At 40.6% G+C, this 21,677-nt stretch carries 22 protein-coding genes, 1 pseudogene and 1 riboswitch; of the genes and pseudogenes, 1 reads left to right on the top strand and 22 read right to left on the bottom strand.

The features are described 5' to 3' along the window. Nucleotides 1–158: 158 nt before the first annotated feature. Both AC4HAO_RS01430 and typA read right to left on the bottom strand, forming a co-directional pair. Nucleotides 159–461 (bottom strand): DUF3165 family protein, encoded by a 303-nt coding sequence (locus tag AC4HAO_RS01430; RefSeq protein ID WP_491092489.1) that lies wholly within the window; start codon nt 459–461, stop codon nt 159–161. A 345-nt stretch (nt 462–806) separates the two neighbouring features. Then, nucleotides 807–2,648, bottom strand: a complete 1,842-nt coding sequence (gene typA / locus AC4HAO_RS01425) for a translational GTPase TypA (protein WP_491134355.1) — start codon at nt 2,646–2,648, stop codon at nt 807–809. A gap of 320 nt (nt 2,649–2,968) precedes the next feature. Between typA and tehB the strand changes: the two genes are divergently transcribed. After that, a complete protein-coding gene (gene tehB, locus AC4HAO_RS01420; RefSeq protein ID WP_491134354.1) occupies nt 2,969–3,844 on the top strand; it encodes an SAM-dependent methyltransferase TehB in 876 nt (291 codons plus the stop codon). Nucleotides 3,845–4,033: 189 nt separating this feature from the next. Here the strand turns inward: tehB and pepF are convergent, their stop codons facing one another. The 20 genes and pseudogenes from pepF to AC4HAO_RS01320 form a co-directional block, all read right to left on the bottom strand. Then, the gene (gene pepF, locus AC4HAO_RS01415) at nt 4,034–5,839 is read right to left on the bottom strand and encodes an oligoendopeptidase F (RefSeq protein ID WP_491092492.1); all 1,806 of its coding nucleotides are present in this window, start codon (nt 5,837–5,839) and stop codon (nt 4,034–4,036) included. Nucleotides 5,840–5,895: 56 nt separating this feature from the next. Next, nucleotides 5,896–6,840 carry a competence protein CoiA gene (locus AC4HAO_RS01410; protein WP_491134353.1) on the bottom strand — a complete coding sequence of 315 codons (945 nt, stop codon included), beginning with the start codon at nt 6,838–6,840 and terminating at the stop codon, nt 5,896–5,898. A 245-nt stretch (nt 6,841–7,085) separates the two neighbouring features. Then, the gene (locus AC4HAO_RS01405; RefSeq protein WP_491134352.1) at nt 7,086–8,048 is read right to left on the bottom strand and encodes a ketopantoate reductase family protein; all 963 of its coding nucleotides are present in this window, start codon (nt 8,046–8,048) and stop codon (nt 7,086–7,088) included. Next, the gene (locus AC4HAO_RS01400; protein WP_491134351.1) at nt 8,045–8,896 is read right to left on the bottom strand and encodes a CPBP family intramembrane glutamic endopeptidase; all 852 of its coding nucleotides are present in this window, start codon (nt 8,894–8,896) and stop codon (nt 8,045–8,047) included. Before AC4HAO_RS01400 ends, AC4HAO_RS01405 begins: the two co-directional genes overlap by 4 nt. A gap of 124 nt (nt 8,897–9,020) precedes the next feature. Further along, nucleotides 9,021–9,398 (bottom strand): hypothetical protein, encoded by a 378-nt coding sequence (locus tag AC4HAO_RS01395; protein ID WP_491092496.1) that lies wholly within the window; start codon nt 9,396–9,398, stop codon nt 9,021–9,023. Beyond that, nucleotides 9,395–9,853, bottom strand: a complete 459-nt coding sequence (locus AC4HAO_RS01390; RefSeq protein ID WP_491134350.1) for a LytTR family DNA-binding domain-containing protein — start codon at nt 9,851–9,853, stop codon at nt 9,395–9,397. The genes AC4HAO_RS01395 and AC4HAO_RS01390 overlap by 4 nt, the downstream gene beginning before the upstream one ends. 72 nt (nt 9,854–9,925) lie before the next feature. Next, complete coding sequence (locus AC4HAO_RS01385) at nt 9,926–10,438, bottom strand: HXXEE domain-containing protein (protein WP_491134349.1); 513 nt, start codon at nt 10,436–10,438, stop codon at nt 9,926–9,928. Continuing rightward, nucleotides 10,438–11,424 carry an AraC family transcriptional regulator gene (locus AC4HAO_RS01380; protein WP_491092499.1) on the bottom strand — a complete coding sequence of 329 codons (987 nt, stop codon included), beginning with the start codon at nt 11,422–11,424 and terminating at the stop codon, nt 10,438–10,440. Before AC4HAO_RS01380 ends, AC4HAO_RS01385 begins: the two co-directional genes overlap by 1 nt. A 26-nt stretch (nt 11,425–11,450) precedes the next feature. Further along, nucleotides 11,451–12,269: an oxidoreductase gene (locus tag AC4HAO_RS01375; RefSeq protein WP_491092500.1), complete on the bottom strand. Its 819-nt coding sequence runs from the start codon at nt 12,267–12,269 to the stop codon at nt 11,451–11,453. A gap of 195 nt (nt 12,270–12,464) precedes the next feature. After that, the gene (locus AC4HAO_RS01370) at nt 12,465–13,217 is read right to left on the bottom strand and encodes a hypothetical protein (protein WP_491092502.1); all 753 of its coding nucleotides are present in this window, start codon (nt 13,215–13,217) and stop codon (nt 12,465–12,467) included. A gap of 170 nt (nt 13,218–13,387) precedes the next feature. Continuing rightward, a pseudogene (locus AC4HAO_RS01365) lies at nt 13,388–13,723 on the bottom strand (HXXEE domain-containing protein); the annotation flags it as partial. Between the two features lie 359 nt (nt 13,724–14,082). Further along, on the bottom strand, nt 14,083–14,865 hold the full coding sequence (locus AC4HAO_RS01360; protein WP_491134348.1) for a creatininase family protein: 783 nt from the start codon (nt 14,863–14,865) through the stop codon (nt 14,083–14,085). After that, a complete protein-coding gene (locus AC4HAO_RS01355) occupies nt 14,858–15,466 on the bottom strand; it encodes an ECF transporter S component (RefSeq protein ID WP_491092504.1) in 609 nt (202 codons plus the stop codon). The genes AC4HAO_RS01360 and AC4HAO_RS01355 overlap by 8 nt, the downstream gene beginning before the upstream one ends. Before the next feature lie 366 nt (nt 15,467–15,832). Next, nucleotides 15,833–15,947: riboswitch (FMN riboswitch) on the bottom strand. Between the two features lie 349 nt (nt 15,948–16,296). Continuing rightward, nucleotides 16,297–17,634, bottom strand: coding sequence for an ISLre2 family transposase (locus tag AC4HAO_RS01350; RefSeq protein WP_491134347.1), 1,338 nt, complete (start codon nt 17,632–17,634; stop codon nt 16,297–16,299). Between the two features lie 109 nt (nt 17,635–17,743). Beyond that, on the bottom strand, nt 17,744–18,088 hold the full coding sequence (locus AC4HAO_RS01345) for a hypothetical protein (protein ID WP_491134346.1): 345 nt from the start codon (nt 18,086–18,088) through the stop codon (nt 17,744–17,746). Nucleotides 18,089–18,165: 77 nt separating this feature from the next. Then, nucleotides 18,166–18,402, bottom strand: a complete 237-nt coding sequence (locus AC4HAO_RS01340) for a hypothetical protein (protein WP_447452672.1) — start codon at nt 18,400–18,402, stop codon at nt 18,166–18,168. A gap of 60 nt (nt 18,403–18,462) precedes the next feature. Beyond that, nucleotides 18,463–19,260: a ParA family protein gene (locus AC4HAO_RS01335; RefSeq protein ID WP_491134345.1), complete on the bottom strand. Its 798-nt coding sequence runs from the start codon at nt 19,258–19,260 to the stop codon at nt 18,463–18,465. 159 nt (nt 19,261–19,419) lie between these two features. Beyond that, nucleotides 19,420–19,992: a hypothetical protein gene (locus AC4HAO_RS01330; protein ID WP_491134344.1), complete on the bottom strand. Its 573-nt coding sequence runs from the start codon at nt 19,990–19,992 to the stop codon at nt 19,420–19,422. 11 nt (nt 19,993–20,003) lie between these two features. Beyond that, nucleotides 20,004–21,386 (bottom strand): CHAP domain-containing protein, encoded by a 1,383-nt coding sequence (locus AC4HAO_RS01325; protein ID WP_447452674.1) that lies wholly within the window; start codon nt 21,384–21,386, stop codon nt 20,004–20,006. A 10-nt stretch (nt 21,387–21,396) separates the two neighbouring features. Further along, complete coding sequence (locus tag AC4HAO_RS01320) at nt 21,397–21,675, bottom strand: hypothetical protein (RefSeq protein WP_447452744.1); 279 nt, start codon at nt 21,673–21,675, stop codon at nt 21,397–21,399. Between the last annotated feature and the right edge of the window lie 2 nt (nt 21,676–21,677).

The following is a 21,677-nucleotide window of genomic DNA, read 5'->3' as shown; positions in this document are numbered from 1 at the left end:
TTTCAAGATAAAGAAAAAATGTTGATCCTTTTCTAATAAAGAGGACAGTCAGCCTTCTTTGGCTTTATAGTTTCTGTAGTCGGTAAGACTCCCATCAGAGGTTTAAGGCCTTTTGTTTAAGCTAAAAAGAGCCTGACTGAATCGTCCGGCTCTTCAAACTATGATTTAAAATGATTAATGATAAAATCTCTAAAACCAATGATATACTTGCGGTGTTTATTAGGCCTAGATGAAAGCCTGATAACATCCCGCAGACTAAAATAAGCCACTCCAATCATCGCTATCCCTACAAAAACTTCAGGAGGCGACTGAATCAACTTGACGAATCCCAAAATGGACATAACCAGTAGGACTGCCACAATTCCCATGGTTGAAATCATATTCATAGTATTCTTGACGGTCTTAGGAGCCGCAAAGAAATAATAAATCGCAATGAGAATTGCTACAATAAAATAAAACATCCGCGCCTCCTTTTACTAAGATACCCCTCCCTAAAAAGCAAATTGAAAATAGAAGATCAACAGAAAGTCCTGTTTTTCTAACCGCTCCGTTCCTTTAAACAGACTTTGAGGCAGGGGCCATATATAAAATAGCAAGTTATTTGGCCTCTTAGTACCAATAAGAATCCGAATAAAATGCATCGATGTCTGGAAAATAATTATATTCCTAAAACTGCTTTATCCAAAGGAGCTGCACCTAAGCAATCACTTCTCCTTTGACACATCATTGAGACTTCTTGCTTCAGTAGCAACTATCACGTCAGCTGATAGATATTCAAACAAGAGTAAATAGTTAACGCCGCCTGTTTATTCAGCTGATTTTTTCTTTTTATTAGCCTTATCACGGGCTGCCTTATTTAAGATTTGCTTACGCAGGCGGATAGATTCTGGGGTCACTTCCATGTATTCATCATCATTTAGAAATTCTAAAGATTCCTCTAAGGTCAGAATACGCGGTGTCTTGATAACAGCTGTCTGATCCTTAGTTGCTGAGCGAACATTGGTCATCTGTTTAGCTGTTGTAATATTAACCCCTAAATCATTGTCACGAGAATTTTCGCCGACAATCATGCCTTCATAAACCTCAGTGCCCGGATTAACAAAGATAGTACCACGCTCCTCAATACGCATGATAGAATAAGTCGTTGCTTTACCATTTTCAATAGAGACAAGAGCACCACGATGACGGCCGGAAATTTCACTAGGAACGACTGGCAGATATTGGTCAAAGGTATGGTTCATAATGCCGTAGCCACGCGTCATAGATAGAAATTCTGTCGAATAGCCAATCAAACCGCGAGCTGGAATCAAAAAGATTAAGCGGGTCTGGCCGTTACCAACCACCTGCATATCCAACATGTCACCTTTGCGTTCAGACAGGCTCTGGATAATAGCTCCCTGATATTCTTCCGGTGTATCAATTTGCACGCGTTCAAATGGTTCACATTTGACCCCATCAATTTCCTTGATGATGACCTCCGGACGCGACACTTGCAACTCATAGCCTTCACGGCGCATAGTTTCAATCAGGATAGATAGATGTAATTCTCCACGGCCTGAAACAATCCATTTATCCGGAGAATCTGTGGGATCAACACGCAGTGATACATCTGTCTGCAGTTCTGCTAAAAGACGCTCTTCTACCTTACGTGACGTTACCCATTTACCTTCACGACCGGCAAAAGGAGAATTGTTAACCAAGAAGGTCATCTGCAAAGTGGGTTCATCAATATGAAGGATCGGCAGAGGTTCAACCGCATCTGTCGGCGTGATGGTTTCACCAACGAAAATATCTTCCATACCTGAAACAGCAATCAAATCCCCAGCCTTTGCTTCTTGAATTTCTCGACGTTCAAGGCCGAAGAAACCAAAAAGCTTGGTCACACGAAAGTTTTTACTTGTGCCATCCAGTTTAGAGAGCGTTACCTGATCACCAACCTTGACAGCTCCACGGAAGACGCGACCGATACCGATACGACCAACAAAATCGTTGTAATCCAAAAGAGAGACCTGAAATTGCAAAGGTTCATCAGAGTTGTCAATCGGTGCAGGAATATGATCAATAATGGTATCAAAGACCGGTGCCATAGTATGTTCTTGCTCCGCCGAATTATCCGATAAAGATGATGTGCCATTGATAGCTGAGGCATAAACAACTGGAAAGTCCAGCTGGTTGTCATCGGCTCCTAACTCAATGAAGAGCTCCAGAACTTCGTCAACTACTTCGTTGGGACGTGCCGCTGGTTTGTCAATCTTGTTAACGACAACAATCGGTGTTAAATTTTGCTCCAGAGCCTTTTTCAGCACAAAACGAGTCTGGGGCATGGTTCCCTCATAAGCATCCACAACCAGAACAACACCATCAACCATCTTCATGATACGCTCAACTTCTCCACCGAAATCTGCGTGTCCTGGAGTATCCATGATGTTGATACGTACATCGTTATAGGCCACTGCTGTATTTTTAGCTAAGATGGTAATTCCACGCTCTTTTTCTAGGTCATTGGAATCCATCGCACGTTCATCCAACTCCTTGCGTTCATCAAGCGTATGGGATTGCTTCAAAAGTTCATCGACCAGAGTTGTTTTCCCATGGTCAACGTGAGCGATAATAGCGACATTGCGAATATCTTCTCTAAGTTTAGTCATGATTTCCTCTATTTTATCTATAAATATTTCAACCTTTTTATTGTACCACAATTTCCCCTTTAAATCAGACCTTTGAGCATGTAAACGTTTTAAAGTGAAGCTTCCAGATGCTTCACCATTTAATTATTTTATTACCTACAACCACTGAAATCGAAGCATTTTCTGCTATAATAAATCCACAAACCGGATGTGTCTACGCCACTGCGCAAATAGACGAAGTCTTCCCAACTACTTGATAGCTGGCCGAGCGTCTTCCTTAGCCTTCCTCTTTTGCTACATATCCCTGACACCTTTGTATTTCATTAAAAGAAAGGGTTGCAATGATTGATATTGATACTGAAAAATTAATTCCTTACAAACGAATGCCCAACTGGACAGCCGCAACTATCCCTAACACCTTCATCAAGAAGCACAATACCAAGGCAGGAACTTGGGGGAAATTAACTATCCTTTCAGGCCAGCTGATTTACTATGTCTTAGACAATGAAGGTCAAGTGTTAGGGCAGACAAGCTTTGACAAGGACAGTCAGCCTCCTCTTGTTCCACCACAAGTTTGGCATCGTATCGAAGCAGCGTCAAGCGACCTAGAATTTTATTTAGAATTTTACTGCCTACCTGCAGATTACTTTGCTAAAAAGTATCAAATCGAACCTCACTCTGAAGTGCGAGAAGCAATTGGACGAGAAAGCATTCCTGCAAACAAAACTTTGGATTTAGGCTGTGGAAAGGGACGCAACAGCCTCTACCTTTCCATTCTAGGCCATCAGGTAACCTCACTTGATATCAACCAACTTAGTCTAAACCGCCTAAGTCAGATCGCTGAACATGAAAATCTGCCAATTCAATGTAAGGTCTATGATATTAATGCCGCTAATTTAGCTAATACCTACGATCTTATTCTTTCAACAGTTGTTTTCATGTTCCTAGACCCCAAGCGTGTACCGGCCATCATTAGGGATATGCAGGAAAGTACCCGACCTGGTGGTTATAACCTGATTGTCTGTGCTATGGATACAATAGACGCCCCCTGCCCCATGCCCTTTCCTTTCACTTTTAAGGAAGGCGAACTAGCTGACTACTATAAAGAATGGCAACTCATTAAGTACAATGAAAATTTCGGCCACCTTCACAGGTGCGACGAAAATGGCAATCCTATCCGCATGCGTTTTGCCACGATGTTAGCCAGAAAAATCTAATGAGTCAGGGAGAATCTTTTATACATCAACTTATGGAATCTACTTGGAAAACAAGGGTATTGCCATCATCATAACGGTTGCTATTTCCTTATTCGTTTCACGTCCCTTGGTGCGAAACGGACTGACAATCATATAGTAAAAATAACCTGATACCGTAATGGAATCAGGTTATTTTTACTAAGACAGAAATTACTGCCGGTGTACTCCCTTAGCGACAAGGGCTTCCAACTCTATCAGACGGTCTTCAAAAACCTTAAAAGCCTCTTCTAAATAAGAAGACGCCGTCATATCGAGTCCGGTCTTGCCGATAACCTCTAAAGGATAATCGGAACTACCAGCCTTAAGATAAGCCAGATAAGCTTCTTTGTCAGTTTGCCTGCCATGAACAATTTTTTGTGCTAAATAGCTAGCGGCCGCAAAACCTGTCGCGTATTGATAAACATAAAAGTTATAGTAAAAATGCGGAATTCTCGCCCATTCAACCTGAATTTGTGGGTTTTCCTCCTTAGCCAAGCCATAATATTTTTCATTTAAATCGGCATAAAGATCATTGAGGTACTGACTGGTCAGAACCTCGCCTCTAGCATCTGCTTGATGAATGGCTTGCTCAAACTCCGCAAAATGGGTTTGGCGAAAGACCGTTCCCTTAAAGCTATCCAAGTAATGATTCAAAATAGCAAAGCGCTCTGTATCGTCTGTTACTTCCTGAAGCAAGGTTTCTGTCAAGATGTTTTCATTTGTTATCGATGCAATCTCGGCCAAGAAAATGGAATAATCACCATAAACATAAGGCTGATTTTCCCGTGTGAAAGTAGAGTGCATACTGTGGCCGGTCTCATGGATAAGAGTGTAGAGATTGTCCAATGTATCCTGCCAATTAAGTAGCATAAAGGCGTTCGTATCATAAGCCCCACCAGAATAAGCACCTGAGCGTTTACCCTTATTGACACAAACGTCAATCCAGCGTTCCTTAAAAGCACGTTTGACTCGCTCACTATAGTCTTCTCCGAAAACACTTAAAACATCTTGGGCCTTATCCAAGGCTTCTTCATAGGTCACTGCCATATCCACGCGGGATAATGGAGCATAGATGTCATACATTTTCAGGTCGGGCAACCCTAAAACTTTCTGCCTCAACGCTATATAGCGATGAAGCAGAGGTAAATACTTATCAACCGTCGTTAACAAGGTGTCATAAACAGATTCTGGAATATGACTACCGGCCATGGCTGCCTGTCTAGCAGAATCATAATGTCGAACTTTAGCCTCAAAATTATGGCGCTTAACCACAGTTTGTAGTGTCTTGGCATAGGTGTGCTGAAATTGTGCATAAATGCTGTAATAGGCTTCATAAGCTTGCTTGCGAGCCTCTCTATCAGGGGATTCCATCAAGGTAATAAAATTCCCATGAGTCAGCTCAACTTTTTCACCATCGCTATCTTTAACAAAAGGAAAAACAAGATCAGCATTATCCAAAATTTCATAGGTTTCACCAGCAGCATCTAAGATTTCTTGGGCATTTGCCAAGAGCTCCTCTTCTTCAGGCGAGAGGACATGGGCCTTCTGATCAAAAAGCTGTTTAAAAAAGTGGCGATAGGCTTCTAACTCTGGCACTTCCGTCACAAAACTGTCAAACTGCTCCGAAGATAAGGCCAAAACTTCCGGCTCAAAGAAGGCAAAGGTTTGACCGTACTTGGCATATAGGTTGGTTGCCTTAGACTGTAGTTCTTGATAAGCAGCTACTGTTGTATCCTGATCATTTTTCATAGAGGCGTAAACGTAGAGTTTCTCTAATCGGCGAGATAATGCTAAATAGTGTTCTGTCACAGTTAATAAATTCCTACCTGACTGACCAAGTTGTTCGGCTAAGCCTTTCGCCTCTTCAATTGCCTGACTAAGCGATTCAAATTCTGCCTCCCAGTCTGCATCACTAGCAAAAACCGTTCTTAAATCCCATTGATATTTTTCTTCAATATGATCACGATTATCTGACATACCACATTAAAACGAGATAGTTTATGCTCAAACCATCTGTGTTTTCCCATCCTTTCTTATAAACCTTTTGCGTTTATTTTATCATAAAAGGCTGGCGGGTAAAGTCTTTGAAATCTTTTATCACTACTGCCTTTATAGAATGCTTCAAATTGCTGGTAAAATTTTGATAAGTCTCTTTCGATCTGGCAAAAGGGTCCCTGAGGCGGTCGCACTTGCGGGTAAAAATCATCAACGGATTTCGATAGCAGATTTTCTCCCAAATAATAGGCTTCTTCCTGCTTTTTTAACCAGCGAGGATTTTTGGCAATAAGCTGACGCTGAATGTAAGATAAAAGATGTTCATCCATTTTCAAGCGATAGGTCTCCATGAACTGCTTGACAAAAGGTTGGTGTAAAAACTCAAACAAATGTCCCGAAAAACGGCATTCTTTCACTAAAAAATGCACCCTGTTGTGCCCATCTTCATGAATTAAATATTTTAAACGCAGGCATTCTTTCGATAAATCCAGTTCCCAAAGGTGAAAGCCCATATTTTTTGAGAAGTAGAGAAAGTCGTGCTGCAGCGGTGTCAACTGCTTACCAAGCCAGAGCTTTTTCCCCAGCAGCCAGAGTACCTGAAAACCGCTTTTTTGATAAGCCTGTGTCCGTTCACGCAGTCGGTCTTCGGACAAGCGTGAACACTGCACTTCAAGCACCAGTCTTTCATTGACCAAAAGATCTGCAATCTGCCCTAATTTCGGTAAGAATTGCTCCACAACGACCCGCTCAGTTTTTGACAAACTAGTATAAAGGGCTGACTTGAGAGACAAATGTTCTGCTGATTCATTTTCCGAATAAAAGTGGCAGTCCTGCAGATTGATATGAGCAAAATGTGGCCTTTTTACAGTTCCCCGTTTCAAGCGAACTTCAGCTCCACAGGCAGGACAGAAAAAATCGCTCTTTTCAGGAAGGTCATCCAATAGATTAATCAGTCTGCCGGCCTTATTTCTTGCGACTAGCATAGCACACCTCCAATATATCGATCGGGGAGACTCCATGATCAGATAATCTTCTAAAATAATACCATCACAAAATAAGATAAAAGGAGTAAGATAGGGTTCACCTTTATTATTCGTAAATTATTTTAAAATACACCATTATTTAACTTGGGCTTTGAAAAATATTTTTACTGATGCGCTCTTGGAAACAAGCTACTCTATTCTTATAGACAGCTATAAAATATTGAATATAACATTGCTCCCCCTCTTTAATAGTCAAAAAGCTTATCTCGTACTTTCTCATAAGCTTTATAAAAATGAGGAACCGCTAGATTTAAAGCCTGACCGCTAGCATAGACACATTGACAAACAAATAATAGATCACTGAGATTATCGTGCAGGGTCATGATTTTACGAGTCAGGACCTTTTTAGCAAACATACGTTTCATAAGGGGGACAGATAAAAAAGTTGGTAATTTGTAAGCTAGCAATTCGTTAGAATAGTTTTTGAGATTGACACCGCGAGCTGCGACGATTTGTGCTGTTTCACGAATGTTCTCCACTGCTGCTTTTAGGGTTTGTGAAGAAGCCATAGCCCTTTCAACAGCTGCTTGAGTATCAGTTGTGTCGGTGTACTTGATAATAGCTGAAATAACACCAGCATTGATGGCCATGTGCAGCCAAATCCATTCCAGCATATCATAGGGCTGCTCCAGTTTAATTTGGCAATCCATGAAAATCTGCACTAACTTTTCATAATTAGAAAGGGCTGCCTTTTCCTCTCTTTCTAGCATGAAATGATCAAAGACGCAGGCCGTCAGCTTATTGCCCTTGATATTGCCACCAGCAACGGGATAACCTAAAATATAAGGGCGTCCCTTTACTAAGGTTTCAACATAGGCCCGATCTTCCCAAATACCACAAGCCAAAATCAAGGTGCCAGAAATACTATCTGCCTCCAAACTTTCAAGAATAGAAGTAAGACCGCCTGACGGGACACTGACAAAGATGAAGTCATAGGCTTTGCTGGAACAGTGCTTCACTTGATAAATATCACTGCTTTGAATACCATCTTTCTCAGTCCGGCCATCCAGAAGTTCAATGTCTAACTCTTGGATATCGGCTCTTTTACTGCTCTTTCTGATAAGGTGTTCTACCTCATGACCCGACTTTTGAAAAAGATAGCCGTAAGTTGTTCCAATAACACCTAAACCCACTACTAAAATTTTCACTGTGAAACTTCCTTTCTACTCTTTTTTGCAGCCAGTAAATACCAAAGCAAGACCAGAACAAAAGATAGGATTTGTGCAATGGCGACTCTGACAAACATCAGCTCATCTGCCCCCGTATCAGATAGGGTATGAATGATATTGATCAAAAAGTTATTGGTAAAATGGTGGGACATAGCCATATAAAGGCTTCCTGACAGTCTAGTCATGAGCGCAAACTTAAATCCTACCATGGCAGAGGTAACAACCAGCATCAGCGCATTAAGTATAAAACCTGAAAAATTCATGTCCCCATCAAAGTAACTACGCAGTGGCCCTACTAAATGCCACAGGCCAAAGAGTGTCGAGGAGCAGACGGCTGAGGTTATAAAGCTGTATTTCTGCTCAAAAAGTTTTTGAAACAGTCCGCGAAAGGCTCCTTCCTCCATGATGACATTGATGACATTTCCTACAAAGCAGATGAGAAAGAAGATTAGACCGGTTTCTCTGCCAACGTTCTTATCCACAGCATAGGCACTGACATAGACATCCAATCCTTGAAATGTAGCCTGGCTCACAAGCAATAGGATTTCCGCACCATAAGCCAGCACATAAACGACAAGTCCAAAAAGCAGTCCATTCCAAGTGTTTTTGAGGAAACCTCCTTGCCTAAAGCCTATCTCTTGCCAAGTGAGCTGAAAAAATTTGAGAGCTACATAGATGACCGCAATTCCCAATAATTTGTGCACAAAGGCTTCATTCCAGAAGGTTTGATCGGTCCGTAAAATAAAATAGTCAAAGAGATGCAAACCATAGCAGAGCAGATAGATAGCCAAGACTGCTAACTCGATTTTTTTCTTTTTGGGTAACATAGATAATCCTCCTTACACTAAGATACAAAAGCCGTTAAGCGCTCCAAAGAAAAATAGAGAACCTAACGATGAATCACTAAAGATTCAAAGAAACATTTTTTTCTAGGAGTGTAGGCGTGTTTAATTAACGACGGTTTTTAATCAATAAATTAATTTCACGCGCTTCCTGACTGAGATCAAAAAGATCCAAGACTTGTGAGATGATATAAACAGCGATCCCAATAAGAAAAAGCATCCAAGGTCGATTCCAATGAAAGAGCCAGCCCATCCCCATTGTCAAGCCTTCAATCGCTACAATTTCCACCAGCACCTGCAGCATAAAAGATTCCCACTCTAGTTTACGTATAAATAAAATCAGCAATTGGATGAGACCGTTAAGGAAAAAGACCTGAAAAATACTCACCAACAGGAGCCACTCCGCCTTCAAATACAAGGCAGCTAGAGTTAATAAGAGCAATGATACGCCTGTCGTGGCAAAGATATTAACCAACCATTTTTTCATTTTGGCTCACCTCCTCTTAAGGCTTCTTTAACAGCCTGTAAATAACGGCGATTGACAATAACCTTCTCACCATTGAGCAAAGTCGCTTCCATGCGGCTGTTAAAAAGCGGCCGAATACTTTCTAAGACATTGATGTTAAGCAGACAGCTCTTAGAGATCTGAACAAACCCGTCATTTTGTATGTCATGGAGCAGTTGATAGAGCCTCAAATCCGTCTGATAAACAGTATCTGCCAAATAGACAAAAGTCTTCTTGTCAACACTTTCAATATAGTAAATATCCGAAAGGTTGACCAAATGCTCAACCCCATCCTCATAACAGCTGATTTGCTTATCGACACTTTCCAAAAATGTTAAAATCCGCTCAACCAGCCTGTTTTTCTCACTATACTTTAAACTGACTTCCAGCTCCTTGAAGCTGGTATTCTGTTCAATTCGTAATTTCATAATTTTCATTATAGCACAGCTTTTCTATCAAAAAATCCCGCATCAACCAAGATGCAGGATAGGGGAACTGAGATACATTATTTACGAGTGTAGGAATTTTTCAACCTGATCAGCCTGCCGATGAAGAAAAACAAGGTTGGCGATGATTGCTGCAAAAATAAGCGGGGTGATAACCAGCAACAATAGCCAATGCAGTGGATTGCTCAGACAAAACAGAAAGATACTAAAGATAAGCAAAGGCATGGTGAAAACTGCAGTCATGCTGCCAGGAACCCAAGTTCGAAATCGGATGGCCTGACTGATATGAGATAAAAGATGGAAAGTATGTCCCAGCGTAATCGCCAGCACTAATTCTGGTAATTTAAAAAGAATACCTGCAAGCAAGATCAGGCTAGCTAAAACAAATTCCTCCAAAATGCTAGCGGCTATTGTTTCTGTTGAAGGATAATGTACTCTGCCAGCGACAAAGATTTCATTAGCAAATTTTGGATCACTCTTTTTCTTCGCAATCCATGGACAGACTAAAATAATCTCTTCAAACTCATGGACCATAAAAAGCATGAGCGCAAGAAAAGCAAGCAAGGTGGGGGTCATTATTTCTCCTCCTTCGATTGGTTAGTTTCTCTATACTGTTTGAGCGTTTTGCCAGTCCAGTTTTTAAAAGCACGCAGAAAGCTTGACGTTTCTGAATAACCTACAAGATAAGCAATCTCGTCAACTGACATGGATAAATCAAGATAAGAAAAGGCCATCGATTTCTGCATATGGAGAACTTCTTCCTTAAATGTTGTCTTTTCAGCAGCTAATTGGCGCTGCAGTGTCCTGACACTGAGGCCAAGCCTCTCAGCTACGACAGCGAGGGAGAACTGACCGCTGGGGATAGCTGACAATAACTCGGTTTGAAGCGCCTGTGTAAAATGGCTGCCGCTTTTTTCCTCCTGAGCTAGCTGCCGATTAAGACTCGGTTCCAAATAATGCCACATGATATTGTTCTCAGTGATAAAAGTTTTTTCAAGATCTGCTTTAGATAACACCAAGAAATTCCTTTGTGATTTTTGTGGGAGGATGCCTACCTCATTCTCAAGAACTGCTCCGTAATCATAAGGCGAACTGACCCTGCGGGGAAGAACTGACACCCCTGTCCCTGTCCGTAAAATACTTAAAAGTAGCAGCTGCTCCTGCAGCAGTAACATGCGAGGAAGTGGCAAGTGTGATGATAGATAAGCATAGCTTACAGTAACTTCATCGTCTCTTTCATGAATCTCTATCTTTACTGGACCAATCAAACTTTTATATTTTGAGAAGCGCTTCAAGGCTGTCAAACCATCCGGACTTGATAAAGCAGCAAAAAAGGCTGGTACAAACATTTTAATATTGTCAATATTACTCAATGCTAATAGGGCTTCATCTGTAATTTGCTTATCCAAAGTCTCTATAAAGCGATAATAATCCTGAGCGCTATAAGTCAGCTCTTCCTGCCAAAGTTTGTTTGGCAACTGTGCTTTTTGTAAGATCAGCCTAATGTCTATTCCTAATTCTTTTAAGAAGATCTGAAATTGTTTAGTGATAATAAGTTTCATAATCTTATTGTCTAAAAATATTAACCTCAAGTCAAACTCTTAACAACCAGCCAGTCAAATACCCCAGCAGGCAAGATTGCGTGAAGAAAAACAATAGTTTTAGCGCCCCTACCAACGAGGTAACGCGGTTTAACTCGTTTGGCATTGACAATTTTGACAATCCTTCTTGCTACAAGGTCAGGCTCAGAAACCAATCGGCCTGCATACATTCTTGCAATACTTTGGGAGACCTTTTTGGCCATCTTTTCATAGGCCCCTCCAACTGCAGAGATCCTTAGATTTTCTACAGCAATCTGGCTCCAAGGTGTTTTAATACTGGCTGGCTCAATAATCACCGTCTCAATTCCAAATGCTTTTACTTCCATACGAAGGCCATCGGATAAGGCTTCAAGAGCATATTTAGAGGCATGATACCAAGAACCCATAATGGTAGTGATACGGCCACCTGTTGAAGAGATATTGATAATGCGCCCCGATTTCTGAGCTCGCATATAAGGAAGAACTTCCTGAGTTAAACGAGCTAGGCCAAAAAGATTTACTTCAAATTGCTTTCTAGCCGCCTCAAGCGCAACATCTTCAACCGCACCAAAAGCAGCATAACCAGCATTGTTAATCAAGACATCAAGTCTGCCTTCTACTTGAATAACCACTGCAAGAGCCTGTTTAATGGTTTGTTCATTGGTAAGATCAAGGTAAAGCGGCTGGACACCATCTCGTTTCAGTTCTTCCAATTTTTCCAAGCGTCTGGCACCACCATAAACCCTATGTCCCGCTCTTGCCAGTCCTTGTGCTGTTAGGTAGCCGATTCCTGAAGAAGCACCTGTTAATAAAATCACTTTTGACATTTTTACCTCCTTTACAACTATTATAGCCAAGTCGGGCATTTTTCTATAGGACGATCCATGCCAGTCTAGTAACAATCAACGCCAAAAAGAGAGGATCAACGTGATCCTCTCCAAATGGTAGGCAGATTAATTTCTATGAGCACCAAGCTATTTTTCGAAACCTATAAAATGGATGATACTTATCCTACTGATTGACTAGTCTTGATTTCCTTCATTCTTAACTTTATTAAAATAGCTATTTACAATAATAAAAAGAATAATGCTAAGAACTAAAATAACCGCATAAACCATTAAACATTCGTTCCTAAGTGCCGGCTCTTCATTCCAAAAAGTTGTCTTAATTCGAATAGTCGCATCAACTCCACTTTTTTTGGGTACTCCGTATGTCATGTGTATCAAGGGGAAGGATACTGCAGATGCCAGCACGGCTAGACCGGCTCCCATTCCCCTAAAAGCCCGTGTTCTCTTGCTTTCAGCAAACATTGCTTGCGGTATCCACATAAATAGGAACATTAAAATTAATATAACCAAAACGGTATAGGGTTTATCTTGACTGATTAGTCCTGTAAACCAAGCAATGGCAAAGGACAAAATCAGTCCCAACAAACCTAAAAAAATTATTTTGAGACTGGTATCAACGTTATCTTCAGGAGAGCGCTCTGCTCGCTTAGTCCTGAAATAAGAACGTATTGATGTCAACATCGGACTTTCTGTCGGTTCTACTGACATTTGCTGTTCTTGAGAGTGATTGATAGTTGTCTTTTGAGAGTGCTCAAAAACTGTCTCTTGCGGCTGTTCAGATACTGATTCTAGAGGTTCCTCCTTTGTTTGAGGGGGTTCTGATTGTTCAACAAAGTCCCCTGCTGCTTGCGCTGCATTAATTTCACTGACTTCAGGAGGACGTCCATATATTTTTTGAAATTCTTCCATCCATGCTTGTAAGTTCATCTTCTTTCTCCTTTTCCCTTTCATTGTAGACCATTTTATCACAAAAAAACTGATGGAAAATACCTGTAAATTATAATTTTCTTGATTTTAGCAATTGTAATCTTGATGAAAACTAAATCAAAAATTCCGCATCAACCAAGATGCAGGATAGGGGAACTAAGATACATTATTTACGAGTGTAGGAATTTTTCAACCTGATCAGCCTGCCGATGAAGAAAAACAAGGTTGGCGATGATTGCTGCAAAAATAAGCGGGGTGATAACCAGCAACAATAGCCAATGCAGTGGATTGCTCAGACAAAACAGAAAGATACTGAAAATAAGCAAAGGCATGGTGAAAACTGCAGTCATGCTGCCAGGAACCCAAGTTCGAAATCGGATGGCCTGACTGATATGAGATAAAAGATGGAAAGTATGTCCCAGCGTAATCGCCAGCACTAATTCTGGTAGCTTAAAAAGAATACCTGCAAGCAAGATCAGGCTAGCTAAAACAAATTCCTCAATTACTAACCCTTCCTGCTATCAGACCTAAATCTAATCCCTGTACTATCATAGCAATCGGTAGAAAACAAAGGGTGTTCGAGTTTACTAACATTAATAACAAATATGATACTAGGATAAAACATAAGCTAATTTAATCCAGTCCTAGAATTTACAATATAGGTACAATAAAAAAACTCATAAAATCTTCAGTAAAATCGCCTTGAACAAAAGCATTTACCTGAAAAAATTTTATGAGCTAAACCTTGGAGTTTTCTTGTATATGTTTTTTATGAGTTTAATGTATCACTTTTGGTTACTGAACAAGTCTATTAAAAGAGAAAAGTCTATAAACTTAGAAGAGGTAAATATTTTAGATGCTCTCCTCAATAACCTGCTATATATTTTAGCCCCTCAACCATTTTTTCAATATTGACAGTAAAAATAATCTGGCCTTTTTCTGGATTTGCACCAGAAGGATCTCCACCGATACCAATTGGATTACCGTCCTTATCTATAAAATCTTCAGCGATCCAGTTCAAATTGATGTTGCACTCCTTTAGCTTACTATCAAAGACATACCCAGTAGCTTGTCCTGCAATCGCCCTATCAAGTTTAACCAATCCTTCATCTATAGCCATGACCATAGATGTCTCCATCTCTCCACCGTGAAAATCGAAGGTATTTCCTTCGGAAACTGTCGCTTGTACGCGCGGATCATCAAATGCCCCAAAATTAAAAATAAAAATATCCAAATCATGTGAATAGCGCAGTTCTCGACTGAGGAGGTTAGCAATCGGTGTATTTCCGCCATGACAAGAGAGGAGGGCTATTTTTCTAAAGCCGTGGTGGTACAGAGACTCTATGATTTCTTTCAGCATATGGTAGTAGGTCTCTGTCGAAAAGGTAAGGCTGCCGCAGAAATTGGCATGCTCAGTGCTCAAACCAATAGAAATATTGGGAAGGATCAAGAGCGGAAAATTCTCGTCAATCTGATTTACTTCCTGTAGAATCAAATCAGCCATTTTCTCAGCGATCAAATCATCCGTTCCCAGTGGGGCATGGTTGCCGTGCTGTTCAATTGCTCCAAGAGGAATCATAACAATTGTCTCTTCTTTATTAAGCACTTCCATATCAAGCCTTGTTAATTCACGATAGTATCTAGCCATTTTTATCTCCTCTATTTATCTTATAGATAAAGCGTTTGTATAAAAGGTAAGCAATTGCTCCGTTCAAGCTAACCTTAACTATGTTGAAAGGGACTGTCGCCAAAAGAATAAAGCTAGTCAAGTTAGAAATAGCTGGGTTAACAGAACCAAAAGACTTGGCTAAACTTTCCAAATCAATTCCTACAGCTTTGGCATACAAGGGCAGGCTAACAAAGAGATTGATGGCTGTAGCAGACAAGGTCTTGATCACAATCGTTGCCAAAAGAGCTAAAACTGCTGCTTTTAAAGTCTTACCCCTCTTTTTGAAAATCAAGCCCAGAGGATAGACAAAGAAGACAGCCGAAATTAAATTGGCGAACTCACCGATATACATACTATTGCTACCGACGGTAAAAAGTTTGATCAGGATCTTTAGAACCTCGATAATCAAACCTGATGTAGGGCCTAAAAGAAAGGTTGCAATGATCGTAGGAACATCTGAAAAGTCAACCTTGTAGAAGACCGGCATGAAGGGAACCGAAATTTCAAGAGACATCAGGACGCCTGCGATAGCTGCAAACATGGCCGTATAGGTGACATATTTTATTTTCGGATTTTTCATAAAATCCTCCTTTCTAGATGCGTCAACAATCATGGGAAAATTTTATGAGAAACCCTTTTTCATCCATCCAGTAAAAATACCATCATTCTACCTAGGGCAGTAATCGAAAGACTCTTTTGTCACTCAAAAATAGGTGAAATTATCTCCAAAGAAACTGCCATTGCTTAATTTTCAAAGTATCGCTAGCACTGTTGAGGTTACCTTGAAAACTGCTTCACTGATGCGAACAACTAACATTGGAACTGCTTAGATTGAAATAGCTATATGATGAAAAAAGCGCACTTCAAAATGAAATGCGAGGTTTTTTTGAGACTTAGCAAATAAACTCCTTTTAACTGTTTCCAAGTGCTAAGGAGGTCTTTCAGCTAAATTCTTCTCTCATCCAGACTATACTGTCGGTACTGGAATTACACCAGTTCATGCCTTATGGCTCGCGGACTATACCGCCGGTTAGGACTCTCACCTGACCCCGAAGAATTATTAACGCCGCCATTCTAACACAGGTGTATTAGTCTGTCAACTGATTTGAGAACGTAGTATGTGGTAGAATTTTTTAGAAAGTAGAATAACCCTGAAAAGAGGCTCTTTTAGAACCGAGACATAAAAACTGAACAAATTTTACTTTGCTCAGCTCTTGACATTTTTCAGGTTATCCCTTAAAATTTATTAAGCTGAGCAAGGGTGTGTTTTTGAGGAGTTCTTGCTCGGTGAGCGATGGCGGTAACCATCGCTCTTTTTTTGTTTCTCATTTAATATGAATATATTATAGCATACCAACCGCACCATTGCAAGTATTTTGAGCATTTTTTCTAGTAATTATAGTCTTTTTATCACCGTTTGGCAAGATTTGTTTTTAAGCTGGGTAACTGGCTCTTTTTACGGCCATCCAACAAGTGATACGATTTAGGAATCCGTTGCTGTCTTTCACGGATATCTCCAGGGGTATCTAAGTCCTCAGCCAGCATAGTTTCATACTCTGTCCGCCAAGTACCAAAAAACAGATCTTCCAAACTATTCTCGTACGTTAAAACGATCACCTGACTCATGGTTTTAAGTCCTTTAGGAGTCCAATACATGCCTCTTTTTTTCATGCGATAAGTAATCTTGCGATGCTGACTTTCCATAATCCCTATCCCGGCTGAGTCCAGTCCTCTCAATTTAGCAGACTTTGTGTATTTAAAACGACTGAGAAAACGGGTTTTAAAACTATCAAAAACAGCTTGGTCATCTTCTTGTGTAATGAGAGACTCAACCGTATCCAAAACCATTTTAAATTGTTCTCGGTCATGTTTTTTTATAGCCTGAAAAGCCTTCTTTTGTAAGTCATCTGGGTATCCCCTAAAGAAACTCCGTAACTCCTTATGAACATGGTAAGCATCCCAGAAGTGTTCATGGCGACGAATTTTCAATGCTCTGGCAATCCCCTCAAAGACCTTAGGGGAATAACCCGCTCCACAGTCAGAATTAGTGATGAGTAAAGTAGTCTCCTTAATCGTATAGGTATTATAGAGATAATCCAACAATTGCTGTCTGGCCGCATAATGACTGGGAGAAACAAACTCCTTTTTCTCCATCAGTTCAAAACGATTGGGACCAACTTGCCGACTGCCCGTATGGACAACAAAATGGGTGAGGTCGGTATTGCGTTTCTCTGGAACATCGGACTTCGTTTTAATCAAAGCGCCGTCTCCTTCAATATAGATCAGATCAATTGGCTTCTTTTGAGGCTGGCTGTTTTCTGTATAGAAACGATATTGTTCCTTTTCTTCCAGCAGATGATGTGCCAAGTCTATAGCTTTGACAACGGTCGGTTTAGTAATAGCTACTTGATAAAGAAGGGCAATCACCTGAATCACCTTATCATAGGGCATCATGGTTGACAGTTTGACAATCTGATAAAGAAATTCATACGAATAGCGAGAATTTTTAGGAAGTCCCAGCATATCATCAACAGGTACGGCCCACTCGTTACCCTTTTTCCAACGTTTGCGACTGAACGTGACTTCCCCAAAGGTAAAAATGACTGTCCGCTCCATAGAATGAATACACCGATAGCCTCTAGAGCGCATACTCACAGACATCTGGTCATCATAACTGGCTAACCAAGACTGGAAATCTTCTTTTATCGTCTCTGCATAACTGGCTTTGAGTGACGTTTCATCAATCATATTAATCCCCTTTACTATTTTTTGTGGGTATTGTATCAGGTGACAAAAAGATGAAGCAACTATTTTGACCAACAAAAAAGCCCTGAATTAATTAGGACCTTTTAATGACTTATTCGGTTTTATGAGAAAAAGTTTTACGCAGATTTTTTAAAAAGGTTTTCGTTCTCACAAAGCAATGTTCCTCTTTCCAAAGGAGAATGATCTCCAAAGCTAAAATGCCGATCAAAGTCCAGTTAAGAACGATCACAGCCGTCTGGAAACGGGTCAATAAAAGATAACCCAGCCAACAGACGGTAAACACAAAACCACCGCTTGGCCAAAATCGCAGCAGAACCAGAGCCAGCAACAAGCACATCATCTGATCAATGCCAAAACTAGCAACGCCCCAGTTCCAGCCAAACAGAAGAAAGAAAATGAATGATAGATAGTAAACGCCTCTAAATAAATAGTACATACTGCCACCTCCAGCAGAACCAGTTATATGTATTTTAATCATTATTTAAAATATCATTAAAATACATGTTTTAATTCTTAGTTATCTAAATCATACTTTTCAATCCAGTCGTCAAGAAACGTTGACGCTCCATTAAACCCCTCTTTAGCTGCGATAAGGTCTAGCTTATCCCGATTTTGAGGTTTCAACGTGAACGTCCATGGCTTTCTGGTTTTTCCAGAAGGACGACCTGGTTTTCTTTTTTTGGTGTCTCTAACTGTTATTGGATCACTCAAGGCTTGAGCGATTTTATTTTTTTTAGATTCAAAAGCCATAAGCCATAACACTCCTTATTTATTATAATCCATATTTATATAAGTATTATAATATGAACATTAGAGAGTGTCAAGTGCCACCATCATATCATCCAGCGTCTGGCTCAGCCTTGAAAAGAAAGAACGATGCTGGCTGAGAAGATTGGGATCCATCATCATATCAATCATAGTCTTCTCTTTTGTTGAGCGATTAAACAATTCCTTTTGAGGGATTTGTCCAATAATATTAGGATCATCAGCTAAAGCGGCTACCAGAGCTTTGGAAGCCTTGGTATTATGAGCAATTTTATTCAAGAGGAAATAAAGTTTGGCAGTAATCAAACTTTCACGACTAGGTCTAATAATTTCCTCTTGACGGTAACGAGATAAACGCAGTTCCAAGTTTGCTTTAGCTTCAAAGGAAAATTCACTGGGAATAATTGGGCTGATAATAGCATTGCTAATCGCTATAGCATTTCTGGTTGCAATGCCAAAATCAGGACGACAATCTAAGATGACGTAATCATACTGTTCCAGATTACGATCTTGATAATGAAGATCAAACCAATCATACAAGTATAGATTCTTATTGGAATCTGTTTCTAACATCCGCTCTGCTTCATCCAACCGCATCGATCCAGGAATTAAATCAATATGAGGAGCAACATTGAGAATATCAACATCTCCTCCATTAGTGTAGATATTAAGGACAGTTCCGCTATCTTGGTAGACATCATAGTAATGAGTTAAATTACACTGATGATCTTCATCAAAAAAGAGAACATTCTTTCCTTTATAGGCTAAACGCTGACCAAATAAAAGAGCTAAAGTTGTTCTACCAACTCCCCCTTTCAAGGCTACAAAGCTGATAATTTTCATAGGTTTTCTCCTTATTATTTACTTTGTAAGTATTTTAATACATATTTATATGTGTGTCAATATAAAAATAATTATTTATAAAAATATTTTTATAAGTATTTATATATATCTTTTTATTGTGATAAAAAAGGCAGCCGCTAAGCTGCTGCTTTCCGTTTATTAGCCATAGAACCCGCCTAGGTTACTACCGCCAGAAAACTGAGAGAAGGCCAGCTGATCAGCTGCGATATTATAGTTCCCAGCAAAATAGACATTATCCTCACCTGATTTTGTCAAGGTAACGATGAATTGGACAACATCCTTATTATCAGATTTTGACACTTCAACGGTTTCAAAGTGATAGCCATTGGCTTTGACCACCATTGCCAATTGCGTCAGATTAACACCGCTGGTCATCCCTAGATGATGATCCGTTGACGGCTCAACTTTAGACAGCCCCTCAACTGAAGACAAATAATTCAGAGCATCCTTAATAGCGGCCTGACATTTTTGACTGTCTTCAGCTGAGGCCTTCTGGTAGGGATGTTCCAGCTTGTTTTTAAGTTTCAGGTGATTGCGTTCGTTTCTTGTCAGTCCTTTTGAGGAATGAGAAGAACTGGTTTGACTGGTTTTGGGTTGATGTATTTTATCAGCTGGCTTTTGCTGCACAGCCACAATAATCATCAAGGCGCCAACCAGTATGCAGAGAGCTCCAATAATAATCGGGGTCATTTTCTTTCTTCCTTCTTTCATGATCGTGTCCTTTACTTCTTCCATTTGGGTTTCTTGTCGTCGGGATAAGCGTAAGTATACTGATTGTCCGTCTGGAATTGCTTGGTTGCAATTCGATAGTTCCAAGTATCATTTTTGCCATAAAAATCACTGCCTGAAATCGGAGTATTTTGCTCAATTAACAAGATATCACCATTCTCAAAGACATGGCAGACAATCCCAGTATGACCGTTTCCACCACCGCCGACTGGGGTTGAAAAGATCGCTCCAGCTTTTGGAGTAGTCTTCACGCTATTATGAAAGACTTGACTGGCCCATGCTTGTGCTTGTGCCATTCCATTCCCTTTAATACCTCCTGTATGTCCCCAAATCAGATTCCCAAGGCTTTCGGTCAGGTCAACACATTGTCCAGAACCTTCTACCCAGTTATCAGGGCCACCATACTTAAGTCCCAAATCTTCTGGATTATGGATATAGTCTTTTAAGCTCTTTGGAACTTCATCGGGTTTATACCCCCAAGCTATAGCATCACTAGGAACCGTACCAGAACCATCAGTTGCACCATCGTCAGAATCCGACTCGCTATTGTCACAATCTTCTTCGGGTTTAGCACTGGATTCCGAATCGGAATCCGACTCTGTCCCAGAATCTGAAGATTCATCAGAGGAACCGTCGCCTTTACCAATTTTAGAGGTTTTCACAGGCTTCTCCCCATATTTTTTGATAGCTTCCTTATCTAACCAAGCATAGCGTTTTCCAACAGACTCATAAAGGGTTTCAAGACTGGTTTTATAATCAGGGGCCGTTGCCCATCCGCCGTCCGCAATCGCATCAAGGGTGCTTTTTCCATCACTATTATTAATAGCTTTACTATAAAGCGTTTGGTTTCGCATAAACTCAGCTTTACCGACTATCCCAGCATCAAAGTTTTTAAAATAGGCATAACCACCGCCCGTATTATCACCAACGGTCGTTCCACTACCAGTCGCTGCTACGGCATCACTCCCATACAGCTTGAGCGTATCGGGATAGTCCGTTGCAGTTGACCATTTGACACCGCCCATATTATGGGCCTGACCAAATGACGGAACGCTGGAGTTAAAGCTGGTCTCTTGCATGGTCTGCGTGATAGATGCCGATGGCAAGAATCCCCCAACCTTCCAGCTATTGAGATAGGCCTGCTTATGATCTTTGACGAATTTGTCCACCGAAGCCGCATCTGAAGAGATGGAGGGACTGTCGGCCGCTGGTGTGGTTTCCGTGACCTCATCATCCGTTGAACAATTAGATCTGGAACCAACCGCCCCTGAAACAGCGCCTAAAATAGAAACTGCTAAGACAAGAGCGACAAAAACGCCGCCGATGAAGGTGCCTATAAAGAGCCATCTCCCAATTTTACGCAAAACATCAGACATAGAATCCCCCTCACCAAAGGCCAGCCATAGTTTTTAACAATAGGTAGAGAAGAATTAACGGGATACCAACCCAGATGCCAGCCTTCTTAAGAAATCGAATAAAAGCCTCATTCCTTTCGGCCTGAGCTCGTAACCGTTCAGGATCAGACTCACCCTCAGAAGCAAAATATTCTTTTTGTCGGCGGCCCATTTCTTTACGAATCACAACATAGTCATGGAATTTAGCTTTCTGCTTCTCAATAGGTCCCATTCCATAGTAGGGATCATTGTTTCGTCGTCCTCTAAACATCA

Source organism: Streptococcus sp. ELY_137 (assembly GCF_058314515.1).
Note: the sequence above shows the minus strand (reverse complement) of the source record. Positions and strands in the feature narration are given on the sequence as shown.

Excerpts from the sequence above, each read along its gene's own strand:
- AC4HAO_RS01370 (WP_491092502.1), bottom strand. The coding sequence starts at position 13,217 with ATGAACTTACAAGCATGGATGGAAGAATTTCAAAAAATATATGGACGT.
- AC4HAO_RS01390 (WP_491134350.1), bottom strand. The coding sequence starts at position 9,853 with ATGAAAATTATGAAATTACGAATTGAACAGAATACCAGCTTCAAGGAG.
- AC4HAO_RS01400 (WP_491134351.1), bottom strand. The coding sequence starts at position 8,896 with ATGTTACCCAAAAAGAAAAAAATCGAGTTAGCAGTCTTGGCTATCTAT.
- AC4HAO_RS01330 (WP_491134344.1), bottom strand. The coding sequence starts at position 19,992 with ATGAAAGAAGGAAGAAAGAAAATGACCCCGATTATTATTGGAGCTCTC.
- AC4HAO_RS01410 (WP_491134353.1), bottom strand. The coding sequence starts at position 6,840 with ATGCTAGTCGCAAGAAATAAGGCCGGCAGACTGATTAATCTATTGGAT.
- AC4HAO_RS01355 (WP_491092504.1), bottom strand. The coding sequence starts at position 15,466 with ATGAAAAATCCGAAAATAAAATATGTCACCTATACGGCCATGTTTGCA.
- tehB (WP_491134354.1), top strand. The coding sequence starts at position 2,969 with ATGATTGATATTGATACTGAAAAATTAATTCCTTACAAACGAATGCCC.
- AC4HAO_RS01375 (WP_491092500.1), bottom strand. The coding sequence starts at position 12,269 with ATGTCAAAAGTGATTTTATTAACAGGTGCTTCTTCAGGAATCGGCTAC.
- pepF (WP_491092492.1), bottom strand. The coding sequence starts at position 5,839 with ATGTCAGATAATCGTGATCATATTGAAGAAAAATATCAATGGGATTTA.
- AC4HAO_RS01335 (WP_491134345.1), bottom strand. The coding sequence starts at position 19,260 with ATGAAAATTATCAGCTTTGTAGCCTTGAAAGGGGGAGTTGGTAGAACA.
- AC4HAO_RS01360 (WP_491134348.1), bottom strand. The coding sequence starts at position 14,865 with ATGGCTAGATACTATCGTGAATTAACAAGGCTTGATATGGAAGTGCTT.
- AC4HAO_RS01430 (WP_491092489.1), bottom strand. The coding sequence starts at position 461 with ATGTTTTATTTTATTGTAGCAATTCTCATTGCGATTTATTATTTCTTT.
- AC4HAO_RS01340 (WP_447452672.1), bottom strand. The coding sequence starts at position 18,402 with ATGGCTTTTGAATCTAAAAAAAATAAAATCGCTCAAGCCTTGAGTGAT.
- AC4HAO_RS01325 (WP_447452674.1), bottom strand. The coding sequence starts at position 21,386 with ATGTCTGATGTTTTGCGTAAAATTGGGAGATGGCTCTTTATAGGCACC.
- typA (WP_491134355.1), bottom strand. The coding sequence starts at position 2,648 with ATGACTAAACTTAGAGAAGATATTCGCAATGTCGCTATTATCGCTCAC.
- AC4HAO_RS01395 (WP_491092496.1), bottom strand. The coding sequence starts at position 9,398 with ATGAAAAAATGGTTGGTTAATATCTTTGCCACGACAGGCGTATCATTG.
- AC4HAO_RS01320 (WP_447452744.1), bottom strand. The coding sequence starts at position 21,675 with ATGTTTAGAGGACGACGAAACAATGATCCCTACTATGGAATGGGACCT.
- AC4HAO_RS01385 (WP_491134349.1), bottom strand. The coding sequence starts at position 10,438 with ATGACCCCCACCTTGCTTGCTTTTCTTGCGCTCATGCTTTTTATGGTC.
- AC4HAO_RS01350 (WP_491134347.1), bottom strand. The coding sequence starts at position 17,634 with ATGATTGATGAAACGTCACTCAAAGCCAGTTATGCAGAGACGATAAAA.
- AC4HAO_RS01380 (WP_491092499.1), bottom strand. The coding sequence starts at position 11,424 with ATGAAACTTATTATCACTAAACAATTTCAGATCTTCTTAAAAGAATTA.
- AC4HAO_RS01345 (WP_491134346.1), bottom strand. The coding sequence starts at position 18,088 with ATGTACTATTTATTTAGAGGCGTTTACTATCTATCATTCATTTTCTTT.